5 protein-coding genes and 3 rRNA genes are annotated in these 12,716 nt (G+C 41.2%); 7 read left to right on the forward strand and 1 reads right to left on the reverse strand.

Translation table 11 applies throughout. The features are described 5' to 3' along the window. Positions 1 to 295: 295 nt before the first annotated feature. The 5 genes from CLOS_RS02335 to nrdJ all read left to right on the forward strand — a co-directional run bounded on the left by CLOS_RS02335 (position 296) and on the right by nrdJ (position 8,645). Positions 296 to 1,807: ribosomal RNA gene (locus tag CLOS_RS02335) — 16S ribosomal RNA — on the forward strand. 228 nt (positions 1,808 to 2,035) lie between these two features. Next, a 23S ribosomal RNA gene (locus tag CLOS_RS02340) occupies positions 2,036 to 4,972 on the forward strand. A gap of 48 nt (positions 4,973 to 5,020) precedes the next feature. After that, positions 5,021 to 5,137, forward strand: a 5S ribosomal RNA gene (rrf, locus tag CLOS_RS02345). The 16S, 23S and 5S rRNA genes sit together here, the layout of an rRNA operon. A gap of 247 nt (positions 5,138 to 5,384) precedes the next feature. Continuing rightward, complete coding sequence (locus CLOS_RS02350; RefSeq protein WP_012158328.1) at positions 5,385 to 5,897, forward strand: thioredoxin family protein; 513 nt, start codon at positions 5,385 to 5,387, stop codon at positions 5,895 to 5,897. A 393-nt stretch (positions 5,898 to 6,290) separates the two neighbouring features. Next, a complete protein-coding gene (gene nrdJ / locus CLOS_RS02355; protein ID WP_012158329.1) occupies positions 6,291 to 8,645 on the forward strand; it encodes a ribonucleoside-triphosphate reductase, adenosylcobalamin-dependent in 2,355 nt (784 codons plus the stop codon). A gap of 45 nt (positions 8,646 to 8,690) precedes the next feature. On the opposite strand, the gene fusA is transcribed toward nrdJ, so the two are convergent. After that, a complete protein-coding gene (fusA, locus tag CLOS_RS02360; RefSeq protein WP_012158330.1) occupies positions 8,691 to 10,757 on the reverse strand; it encodes an elongation factor G in 2,067 nt (688 codons plus the stop codon). Between the two features lie 396 nt (positions 10,758 to 11,153). On the opposite strand from fusA, the gene CLOS_RS02365 reads away from it, so the two are divergent. Further along, a complete protein-coding gene (locus CLOS_RS02365; RefSeq protein WP_012158331.1) occupies positions 11,154 to 11,660 on the forward strand; it encodes a UvrB/UvrC motif-containing protein in 507 nt (168 codons plus the stop codon). A 10-nt stretch (positions 11,661 to 11,670) separates the two neighbouring features. After that, on the forward strand, positions 11,671 to 12,693 hold the full coding sequence (locus CLOS_RS02370; protein WP_012158332.1) for a protein arginine kinase: 1,023 nt from the start codon (positions 11,671 to 11,673) through the stop codon (positions 12,691 to 12,693). Positions 12,694 to 12,716: the final 23 nt, after the last annotated feature.

Below are 12,716 nucleotides of genomic sequence, written 5' to 3' on the forward strand. Positions count from 1 at the left end.
TTCTATAATTAATAAATGGGCTTGACAATTATATGAAAGGATAGTATAGTAGATAAAGTCCTTACGAGGACAACTTCACTGAATATAGCACAAGAAAACATTTAAAATAATTTTTCAAAAAGTGGTTGACATAATATTTTAGATGTGATATATTAAATGAGTCGCCAAAACAAGGCGGCACACAAGAAAAGGTCTTTGAAAACTAAACAGTATAGATTTAAGCCAAAATTTTTAAAGTCAGTTTAAAACTGAGCAATCCATTTTAAAGAATGGAACCCAGAAATTCAAACAATTTTTAATTGAGAGTTTGATCCTGGCTCAGGATGAACGCTGGCGGCGTGCCTAACACATGCAAGTCGAGCGGAGATGAAGAAGTTTACTTTGGATTCTTAGCGGCGGACGGGTGAGTAACGCGTGGGCAACCTACCCTGTACAGGGGGATAACAATGGGAAACCATTGCTAATACCCCATGACGCCTTTTGGGGGCATCCCTAAAAGGTCAAAGAACTTCGGTACAGGATGGGCCCGCGTCTGATTAGCTAGTTGGTGAGGTAATGGCTCACCAAGGCGACGATCAGTAGCCGGCCTGAGAGGGTGAACGGCCACACTGGAACTGAGACACGGTCCAGACTCCTACGGGAGGCAGCAGTGGGGAATATTGCACAATGGGGGAAACCCTGATGCAGCAACGCCGCGTGAGCGATGAAGGCCTTCGGGTCGTAAAGCTCTGTCCTAAGGGAAGATAATGACGGTACCTTAGGAGGAAGCCCCGGCTAACTACGTGCCAGCAGCCGCGGTAATACGTAGGGGGCAAGCGTTATCCGGAATCATTGGGCGTAAAGGGTGCGTAGGCTGCCCTATAGGTCAGAGGTCAAAGGCTACGGCTCAACCGTAGTAAGCCTTTGAAACTGTAGGGCTTGAGTGCAGGAGAGGAGAGTGGAATTCCTAGTGTAGCGGTGAAATGCGTAGATATTAGGAGGAACACCAGTGGCGAAGGCGACTCTCTGGACTGCAACTGACGCTGAGGCACGAAAGCGTGGGTAGCGAACAGGATTAGATACCCTGGTAGTCCACGCCGTAAACGATGAGTGCTAGGTGTTGGGGGTCGAACCTCGGTGCCGAAGTTAACGCATTAAGCACTCCGCCTGGGGAGTACGTACGCAAGTATGAAACTCAAAGGAATTGACGGGGACCCGCACAAGCAGCGGAGCATGTGGTTTAATTCGAAGCAACGCGAAGAACCTTACCTGGACTTGACATCCCTCTGACCGATTCTTAACCGAATCCTTCCCTTCGGGGACAGAGGAGACAGGTGGTGCATGGTTGTCGTCAGCTCGTGTCGTGAGATGTTGGGTTAAGTCCCGCAACGAGCGCAACCCTTGTCTTTAGTTGCCATCATTAAGTTGGGCACTCTAGAGAGACTGCCGGGGATAACTCGGAGGAAGGTGGGGATGACGTCAAATCATCATGCCCCTTATGTTCAGGGCTACACACGTGCTACAATGGCCGATACAACGGGCAGCGAAAGAGTAATCTGGAGCAAATCCTACAAAATCGGTCCCAGTTCGGATTGTGGGCTGAAACTCGCCCACATGAAGTTGGAGTTGCTAGTAATCGCGGATCAGAATGTCGCGGTGAATGCGTTCCCGGGTCTTGTACACACCGCCCGTCACACCATGGGAGTTGGAAGCACCCGAAGCCAGCTATCTAACCGTAAGGAGGAAGCTGTCGAAGGTGAAGCTAATGACTGGGGTGAAGTCGTAACAAGGTAGCCGTATCGGAAGGTGCGGCTGGATCACCTCCTTTCTAAGGAGAAATGGCGAATCTATACTGTCTAGTTTTGAGAGACCTTAAAATCTCTTAAAATGAAACTCGGGTAATACCGAGTACTCCAATCACACAAATCACAGATTTGGAAGATTGAAGCATAGTTCTTTGAAAACTGAATAATGTTAGAGAAACAATTGATGAAGTAACAAAGAAACAAGAATGTAACTATATAATTTAATTTATGTAGTTCATATATATAGCTTTGGTCAAGCTAATAAGGGCAGAAGGCGGATGCCTTGGCACCAGGAGTCGATGAAGGACGTGGTAAGCTGCGATAAGCCTCGGGGAACTGCAAGCAAGTTTTGATCCGGGGATTTCCGAATGGGGAAACCTACTTAGGTTAATACTTAAGTATCCATTACTCAATTCATAGGTAATGGAAGACATACCAGGGGAACTGAAACATCTAAGTACCCTGAGGAAGAGAAAGAAAAATCGATTCCCTCAGTAGCGGCGAGCGAAAGGGGATAAGCCCAAACCCATAGGGTTTTCTCTATGGGGGTTGAGGACCGGCCACAACGGAAAACTTACTGTAATAGAAGAGGTTTGGAAAGACCCACCACAGAGGGTAATAGTCCTGTATATGAAACAGTAACAATCTAGGCCGTGATCCAGAGTACCACGAGGCACGTGAAACCTTGTGGGAAGCAGGGGGGACCACCCCCCAAGGCTAAATACTACCTGGTGACCGATAGCGTATAGTACCGTGAGGGAAAGGTGAAAAGAACCCCGGAAGGGGAGTGAAATAGAACCTGAAACCTTCTGCTTACAAACTGTGGGAGCACTTTATACGTGTGACCGCGTACTTTTTGTAGAACGGGCCAACGAGTTACGGTATGGAGCAAGGTTAAGCACTTTAGGTGCGAAGCCGTAGGGAAACCGAGTCTTAATAGGGCGATATAGTTTCATGCCGTAGACCCGAAACCGGGCGACCTACCCATGGTCAGGATGAAGCGGAAGTAAAATTTCGTGGAGGTCCGAACCGATTGACGTTGAAAAGTCACCGGATGAACTGTGGGTAGCGGTGAAATTCCAATCGAGCCCGGAGATAGCTGGTTCTCGCCGAAATAGCTTTAGGGCTAGCCTCGATGTTTAGAGTTACGGAGGTAGAGCACTGAATGGTCTAGGGGCCTTCACCGGTTACCAAAACCTATCAAACTCCGAATGCCGTGAACTTTTAATCGGGAGTCAGACTACGAGTGATAAGATCCGTAGTCAAGAGGGCAACAGCCCAGACCATCAGCTAAGGTCCCAAAGTATACGTTAAGTGGAAAAGGATGTGGAGTTGCACAGACAACCAGGATGTTGGCTTAGAAGCAGCCATTCATTTAAAGAGTGCGTAATAGCTCACTGGTCGAGTGATTCTGCGCCGAAAATGTCCGGGGCTCAAACGTATCACCGAAGCTATGGATCCGCAAGGATGGTAGGCGAGCGTTCTATAGTGGTTGAAGCTGTACCGTGAGGAGCAGTGGACGCTATAGAAGTGAGAATGTTGGCATGAGTAACGAGAGGCAGGTGAGAATCCTGCCCGTCGAAAACCTAAGGTTTCCTGAGGAAGGTTCGTCCGCTCAGGGTTAGTCGGGACCTAAGCCCAGGCCGAAAGGCGTAGGCGATGGACAACAGGTTTACATTCCTGTACCACCTTAAATCGCTATTAGAGATGGAGTGACACAGTAGGATAGGTTCAGCGCACCGTTGGTTGTGTGCGTCTAAGTATGTAGGGAGTCTCGGGAGGCAAATCCCCCAAGACAATTCTGAGATACGATGGGGAGCGAAATTTAAGTAGCGAACTGGCTGATTCCACACTGTCGAGAAAAGCTTCTATCGAGAAATAAGGTGCCCGTACCGCAAACCGACACAGGTAGGTGAGGAGAGAATCCTAAGACGATCGGGAGAACTATTGTTAAGGAACTCGGCAAAATGACCCCGTAACTTCGGGATAAGGGGAGCCGATTGAGGTTGAGAGATTTACTCTCGGAGGCCTTAATCGGCCGCAGAGAATAGGCCCAAGCGACTGTTTATCATAAACATAGGTCTCTGCTAAGTCGAAAGACGACGTATAGGGGCTGACGCCTGCCCGGTGCTGGAAGGTTAAGGGGAATTGTTAGCGTAAGCGAAGCAGTGAACTTAAGCCCCAGTAAACGGCGGCCGTAACTATAACGGTCCTAAGGTAGCGAAATTCCTTGTCGGGTAAGTTCCGACCCGCACGAAAGGCGTAACGATTTGGGCGCTGTCTCAACAATAGACCCGGTGAAATTGTAATACCAGTGAAGATGCTGGTTACCCGCGACAGGACGGAAAGACCCCGTGGAGCTTTACTGCAACTTGACATTGGATTTTGGTGCTACATGTACAGCATAGGTGGGAGACTTAGAAGCCAGGACGCCAGTCTTGGTGGAGTCACCGTTGGGATACCACTCTTGTAGTACTGAAGTTCTAACCATAGACTGTGAATCCAGTCTTGGGACACTGTCTGGTGGGCAGTTTGACTGGGGCGGTCGCCTCCCAAAATGTAACGGAGGCGCCCAAAGGTTCCCTCAGCACGGTCGGAAATCGTGCGTAGAGTGTAAAGGCAAAAGGGAGCTTGATTGCGAGACATACAGGTCGAGCAAGGACGAAAGTCGGGCTTAGTGATCCGGTGGTTCCGAGTGGAAGGGCCATCGCTCAACGGATAAAAGCTACCCCGGGGATAACAGGCTTATCTCCCCCAAGAGTCCACATCGACGGGGAGGTTTGGCACCTCGATGTCGGCTCATCACATCCTGGGGCTGTAGTAGGTCCCAAGGGTTGGGCTGTTCGCCCATTAAAGTGGTACGCGAGCTGGGTTCAGAACGTCGTGAGACAGTTCGGTCCCTATCCGTCGCGGGCGCAGGAAATTTGAGAGGAGCTGTCCTTAGTACGAGAGGACCGGGATGGACACACCTCTGGTGTACCAGTTGTTCTGCCAAGAGCACCGCTGGGTAGCTAAGTGTGGAAGGGATAAGTGCTGAAGGCATCTAAGCACGAAGCCCCCCTCAAGATAAGATTTCCCATCGCGTAAGCGAGTAAGACCCCAGATAGACTAACTGGTTGATAGGCCTAGGGTGTAAGTGCAGTAATGTACTCAGCTGATAGGTACTAATAGGTCGAGGGCTTGACCAATACATTTTTCTAACATTATTCAGTTTTGAGAGTACTATCTCTCAATAATGTCGTGGCTATAGCGAAGGGGTCACACCTGTTCCCATACCGAACACAGTAGTTAAGCCCTTCAGCGCTGATGGTACTTGGCGGGAAGCTGCCTGGGAGAGTAGGTCGCTGCGATATATTTAAAGAGAAAGCATGGCTAATATGGCTATGCTTTTTTTTTATTGCCCTAAAAAAGCTTTTCCTAGGGCAAGGAAATTGAAGGAATAACTACAGAAAAACTTTAATATAATATGTAAATATACGAATTGATAAAAAATAAGGAAAGTATTTCTGGAAACAATATAGTACAAATTACTTAAATTTAAATTTAAATAGTGATATAATAGTACCAAGAAACTTTGGAGAAATACTAGGGGGGATGAAAATGATAGTTCAACAATTATTTGAATCAGGCATGTCGTTCGAAGTATTCGCTCCTAATGACCATGATGTGAATATGGAGAAGTTGTTAAAGATATACGAACAAATTCAATTAGATGAAGAATTCATCAATAAAATTAAATTCATACATAAGAATATTTATATATTAGTTTTTGCAGAATTATGGTGCCCGGATTGTATTATTAATCTGCCTGCCATAAAGAAAATAAGTGAAGTGAATCCCAACATCACCTTTCGTATACTACCGAGGGATGGCTATGAACAGTACATGGAGCCATACAAAATTGGTGGCAAGCCTAAGATTCCTACCTGTGTGATATTTAATGATAAATTTGAAGAAATTGGTGCTTTTATTGAATATCCCAAAATATTAAGAGATATTGTCAATAAAGGAAATCAAGTAGAAGTCATCGTGGCAAAACGTAAATATCATAAAGGAGAATATGTGGTGGATACCATCAAAGAAATTTTTGATTTAATAATGAAGGCGATCTAATACGTAAAGAGGAATCAATAAAATTTTAATTGTATAAAAGACGGAATGAATGACTTGTTAATGAAGCAAAATACAGCCTTAGAAGGTCAATAGAAAATAAAACTTAATTGCTTTCTTACAAGAAACGGAGATAATGATACAAATTTAGAAGAAGAACAAGAAAATATGAGATAATGAATAGATAAAAGAACTATATGTTTTTGACTTTATAATCCATAGGTGATACAATATTTAGTATAGAAAGAATACAAGAAGTACCATATGTAGCGATGGTGCTTCTTCTTATTTTTAGGTCTTTCAATTTTAAGTAAACCCTAGAATTGAAAGAGACATAAAGCTTGGGAGTGTGAATGACAAATTTTATTTTCTTACTGAGCGATGAGGAGGATTTTAATGATACAGGTAATGAAGCGTAACGGAAGGTTAGTGGAGTTTAATCCATCTAAAATCACCAATGCCATTAAAAAAGCTATGGCAGAAACTAAATTGGGCGTAGATCATAATTTAAGTGTAAAAATTACGGAAGAAATTAAAGAGAAAATTCAAAACAACGCAAAGCCTATCCATGTAGAAGAAATTCAAGATATTGTAGAGATGCTATTGATGTCATCGGATAGAAAAGATGTAGCAAAAAGATATATTATCTATAGAAATGAACGAGCAAAGATTAGAGCAAATCAAAAAAGTTCAGATGAAAAACTACTGACCGATGAATTCATTAGCCAATATAAGCATCAAATACCACCTTTAAATCAATTGGGAAACTTCGTATATTACCGTACTTATTCTAGATGGCTACAAGAGGAAGGACGAAGAGAATACTGGTGGGAAACCGTTAGAAGAGCAGTGGAATATAACTGTAGCTTAGTCCCTACGAGAAGAGAAGAGGCAGAAAAGCTATTTGATAATGTTTACAATTTGAGACAGTTTTTATCTGGAAGGACCTTCTGGGTTGGCGGTACTTCCGTTGCAAAGAACTATCCCATGTCCAACTACAATTGTTCTTTTGTCGTGATTGATAGCTTCGAGGCCTTTAGAGATCTATTCTATTTACTGATGATTGGTTCTGGCGTAGGAGCAAGGGTACTAAAAGAAGATGTGCAGAATTTACCTAAAATAAGAACAGATTATGAAATCATACATAAAGACTACGTAAATATATCAATAAAAGATAGGGAAGATAACACAAGCCTTGTGTTTTCACATAATAATTCAGTTAAAATCACTGTAGGGGATAGTAAGGAAGGATGGATTCAATCCTTAGACTTTTTCTTTAAACTATTATATAGCAACGAATATAGAAATATAAAAACCATCATTGTAGATTATGACCACGTTAGGCCAAAGGGGGCAAAATTAAAATCCTTTGGTGGAACTGCCAGTGGACATGAAAGCTTAAAAAATATGTTCTATAAAATTGATAAAGTCATTAAAAATAGCAGAAAAGTAAACGGGTCTGGAAAGATAAAGCTTAGACCGATCGACTGCTTAGATATTGCCAACATCATAGGGGAAAACGTGGTTGTTGGTGGTGTTAGACGTACGGCTGAAATGATTCTAATCGATGCAGACGATAAAGAATGCGTTGAGGCAAAGTCCAATCTTTATAAGCAAATTGATGGTCAATGGATTGTAGACCAAAATATTATACATAGACAAATGAGCAATAACTCAATCTACTATACCGAAAAACCAAGTCGTGAAAAACTTCATTGGCAAATTCAGCAGATGCGTTATTCTGGTGAACCTGGATGGATCAACGCAGAGGCAGCTGCTAAAAGAAGGCCAAATATGAATGGGGTCAATCCTTGTGGTGAAATTTTACTAGACTCCCAGGGGTTATGTAATTTGACTACGATTAATGTGATGGCTTTTGTAAAAGAGGATGGCACCTTAGATTTAGAAGGGATTATAGAGGCTCAAAAGCTATCTGTAAGAGCAGGCTACCGAATGACCTGTGTAGAATTAGAGCTACCACACTGGGATAAGGTACAGCAAAGAGATAAATTAGTAGGTTGCTCTTTAACTGGTTGGCAGGATTTAGTAAATGCAACTACGATGGATATAGAAGCCCAGAAAAAATTACTGAGTATGCTAAGAAAGGCTGCAAGAAACGAAGTAGATGCATATGCAAAGGAAATTGGACAAAACATTCCTTTATTGGTTACTACTGTAAAGCCGGAAGGAACTTTGAGCCAATTACCAACGGTATCTAGCGGGGTACACTATTCACATTCCCCATACTATATCAGAAGAATTCGAATCAGTGCCCATGATCCGCTGGTAAAGGTATGTGAAGAATTAGAATATCCAGTTTACCCAGAAGTTGGACAAGATTGGGATACTTGCTCTACGAAGGTTGTAGAATTCCCAGTAAAGGCACCAGCTGGCAGAACGAAATATGATATTTCAGCAATAGAGCAACTGGAAAATTATAAGCTATTTATGGAAAGCTATGTGGATCATAACTGTTCTATCACCATTCACGTAAGAAATCACGAGTGGGAAGAAGTTGAAGAATGGGTATGGAATCACTGGGATGATGTGGTGGCCCTTTCATTCTTAGCTTTAGAAGATAACTTCTATCAGCTATTGCCCTATGAGTCCATTGATGAAGAAGAATACAATAAAAGACTTCGTAGTATGAAGGCATTTATACCTTCTCTGATCAGTAAATATGAAGAGAAAGAAATGGATTTAGACATCGGTAGTGATAGCTGTGACAATGGAATTTGTCCAATAAGATAGGCATAAAAAAGAGGTATGTAGCACATACCTCTTTTTTTATATACTTTATTTTTCTGCTCTAGCACTTTCTACTACTTTATCGCTGATCATTTGAGGAACCTCTTCGTAGCGAACGAATTCCATTGTAAAGGAGCCTCTAGCCTGGGTCATGGATCTTAAGTCTGTAGCATATTTAAACATTTCGGATTGAGGAGCTTCTGCAACGACCAGCTGCATTCCTTTTGGTTGAGGCTCCATACCCAAAATTCGACCTCTTCGTTTATTTAAATCGCCCATAACATCGCCCATAAAATCTTCAGGAACTACAACTTCCACCTTTACGATAGGCTCTAAAAGAACTGGTTTTGCCGCTTCAACCCCTTTTTTAAAGGCGAGGGATGCTGCAATTTTAAAAGCCATCTCAGAGGAGTCTACATCGTGATAGGAACCATCGTACAATGTGGCTTTCAGGTTTACTACAGGATATCCTGCAAGTGCTCCAGTATCTAAACATTCCCTTAGTCCTTTTTCTACTGCAGGAATATAGGATTTAGGAACGGAACCACCGAATATTTCTTCTGCAAATTCAAATTCACTTGCACAAGGTTCGAAACGAATCTTAACATCGCCGTATTGTCCGTGGCCACCGGATTGTTTCTTATGTTTTCCTTGTACATCAGATTTTCCTTTAATAGTTTCCCTATAGGGTACTTTAGGGTCTTTCAGATCTACATCGACACCAAATTTATTTTTCAACTTATTGGTGATTATTTTAATATGAAGCTCGCCTTGCCCATATACAAGGGTTTGTTTTGTTTCTGGATTTCTTTCAAATAAGAAGGAAGGGTCTTCCTCTGCGAGACGTTGGAGCCCGGAGCTTATTTTTTCTTCGTCTCCCTTTGCCTTCGGCTCAACACTTAAAGCAAGTTGTGGTTTTGCAAACTCAATATTACTAAATACGATTGGGTGGTTAACGCTGCATAGCGTATCACCTGTACTAGAATATTGTAATTTCGCCACAGCGCCAATATCTCCAGCAACGATTTCCTTGACTTCTATTTGATTTTTTCCTCTCAATAAGAATAAAGAGGAGATTTTTTCTTTTTCATCTTTATTAGCATTTAATACTTCTAAGTCTGGTGTAAGTTTTCCGGAAATTACTTTGAACAAGGATATTTTACCAACATAAGGGTCTACAATGGTTTTGAATATTTGAGCAGAGAAAGGTTCGTTCGGTTCTAAAGTACGTTCTACAGTTTCTTCTGTATATGGATTGGTACCCTTCTTAGAAGGCATATCCATTGGCGATGGGGAATAATCTATTAACATATCGAGTAGGGTATGAGTACCTATATTTTTAGAGGAAGCTCCACAAATAACAGGAACAATGTCACCGTTAATTACACCTTTTCTTAGACCTTCTTGGATTTCCTTTTCTGTAAAGGTTTCCCCAGCGAAGAATTTTTCTAATAGGGCTTCATCACTTTCTGCAACAGACTCTATGAGCATTTCTCTGATTGCTTCAGCCTCGGATAATAATTCTGGTGGAATTGGTTTTTCCACGCAATCTTTGCCTGTATATTCTCTTGCAATCATTTTTACAACGTTAATATTTCCAATAAAATTTTCATTGGCTCCTAATGGAATTTGGAAGGGCGCAATTTTTTTTCCGAATTTTTCCCTTAAGTCACTTAACACTTTGTCAAAATTTGCATTTTCACGATCCATTTTATTAACAAATATAAATCTAGGCTTACTACTATCTGCTAAAAGATCCCATGATTTTTCTGTACCTACTTCAATACCACTTGTAGCGTCCACTAGTATTACTGCTCCACCAGCAGCCTTCAAGGCACTTTGAACCTCACCAATGAAGTCAAAATATCCAGGGGTGTCTAGAAGGTTAATTTTGTGATTGTGCCATTCTACAGGGATTATGGATGTTCCGATGGAGATACTTCTTGAAACTTCTTCTTTATCAAAATCGGATACGGTATTGCCATCTTCAACTCTGCCCATTCGATTAGTTAATTTTGCCGAAAATAGAACTGCCTCTGTTAATGTTGTTTTACCACAACCTCCATGTCCTAAAAAAGCAATGTTTCTAATTTGGTCAGCTTGATACCCTTTCATGTCACTTCCTCCTCGCAATTTATGTAATAGATTTTAGATTTATTAAAATATTCTATATTTTTAATGAAAGTCCTCTTTAATTTTTTAAAAAAATTTCAGAACTTACTTTTATTACAAACCATAATCAGGAAAGCTTGATAATAAAATAGCAATTTATTTCAAAAAAATTAACCGGGTGTTATAAATTTAAATAGTTAGGGTATATAAATATACGGAGGAAATGTAGAAAATATGCTGATATTTTGAAGTAACTCCTTAAATCCATAGAAAACTCAGGAAAACTCTTAGAGATTGTATTTGTAAGAAAAACCAAGATTATTTATAATATTGCCAAATTGAAACATAATATAGGTAGTTCATTCGATAATTCGATTCAATCTGATTGGAGGGGATGAAATGCTTTGTGACGACTGTAAAAATAAAGAAGCAAATGTACATGTAACAAAAATCATCAATGGAAAAAAACAAGAGAAAAATTTGTGTGAGGATTGTGCAAGGAAAAATGAAAAAACAAACTTTGAGAATAACTTTTCTATGCCGAATTTTTTAACGAGCCTATTGGAGGGCAATCTTGGGTTTAATATGGATTACAAAGAGGATAAGAGATGTCCACAGTGTAATGCTACCTATGAAGATTACAAGAGAAGCGGTAGATTAGGATGTGGTGTGTGCTACGAAACTTTTTCAGATATGTTGTTACCGCTCATTCGAAAGATACAAGGAAGTACGAAGCATGGTGGTAAGATCCCTAAAAAGTCTGGAGCTGTTATTCGATTGAAAAATGAACTAAAAGCATCCAAGGCGAAGCTGCAACAATTAATTATGCAAGAAGAGTTTGAAGAGGCAGCGAAGATAAGAGATGAAATCAGAACTCTTGAGGGAGAAATTAATAAGGGAATTTAGGAGGGATACTATGCCGAAATGGGTCAAAGAGATCGGTCCAGAATCAGATATTGCGATCAGCAGTCGTATTCGCATGGCACGGAATATAGAATCAATGCCATTTCCCAATGATTTAAATGAAGCGCAGTCTAAAAATATTTTGGAGATGGTACACCATACGATAACCAATGCAAATTCCTCTTTTAAAAAGGAATTTGAACTGATTGAGATGAATAGACAAGACAAAATAGAACGATTGAATTACATAGAGAAGCATTTAATTAGTCCTGCGCTCGCCCAAAATACGACAGGTGGTGCAGCACTGATCAATAAAGAAGAAACCATCAGTATTATGGTGAATGAAGAAGATCATATTCGAATTCAATGCTTGTTGCCAGGCTTACAATTGACGGAATGCTTAGATCTAGGAAACAAAATAGATGATTTGCTAGAGGAGAGTATTCGGTATAGTTTTGATGAGAACTTAGGTTATTTAACATCCTGTCCAACCAATGTAGGAACAGGTGTGAGAGCTTCTGTCATGCTTCATTTGCCGGCACTGAGCTTAACGGGCTATATCAATGGCGTATTTAATGTGGCAAGTAAAATTGGCTTAGCTGTCCGAGGCATCTATGGGGAAGGGAGTCAGTATACTGGAAATATTTATCAGATTTCCAATCAGATCACACTGGGGCCACCGGAAGAAGAGCTGGTAAGTACCCTGCACGATGTAACGATGCAAATCATACAGAACGAAAGAGCCGTAAGAGAACATCTGCTGGCAAGCAAAAATATAGAGCTATCCGATAGAGTCTTTAGAGCCTATGGTATTCTAAAGAGTGCAAGGCTATTGACTTCTACTGAGGCGATGCAGTTAATTTCTGATTTAAGACTAGGCGTTAATTTAAATTTAATTCAGGATGTTTCAATTGAAAAGATTAATGAATTGATGGTAACGATACAACCAGGCTACTTACAGAAATATTTTAATTCTGATTTATCTGGTATTGAAAGAGATATAAAAAGGGCACAATTAGTAAGAGAAACGTTATAGAAATATCAGTACGATTGAGGAGG

The organism is Alkaliphilus oremlandii OhILAs, from assembly GCF_000018325.1.
In the GTDB taxonomy this organism is placed as follows: Bacteria; Bacillota; Clostridia; order Peptostreptococcales; family Natronincolaceae; genus Alkaliphilus_B; species Alkaliphilus_B oremlandii.

What these genes read in the sequence shown, in the direction of transcription:
- CLOS_RS02350 (WP_012158328.1), top strand. Translation starts at nt 5,385, where the DNA reads ATGATAGTTCAACAATTATTTGAATCAGGCATGTCGTTCGAAGTATTC.
- fusA (WP_012158330.1), bottom strand. Translation starts at nt 10,757, where the DNA reads ATGAAAGGGTATCAAGCTGACCAAATTAGAAACATTGCTTTTTTAGGA.
- CLOS_RS02370 (WP_012158332.1), top strand. Translation starts at nt 11,671, where the DNA reads ATGCCGAAATGGGTCAAAGAGATCGGTCCAGAATCAGATATTGCGATC.
- CLOS_RS02365 (WP_012158331.1), top strand. Translation starts at nt 11,154, where the DNA reads ATGCTTTGTGACGACTGTAAAAATAAAGAAGCAAATGTACATGTAACA.
- nrdJ (WP_012158329.1), top strand. Translation starts at nt 6,291, where the DNA reads ATGATACAGGTAATGAAGCGTAACGGAAGGTTAGTGGAGTTTAATCCA.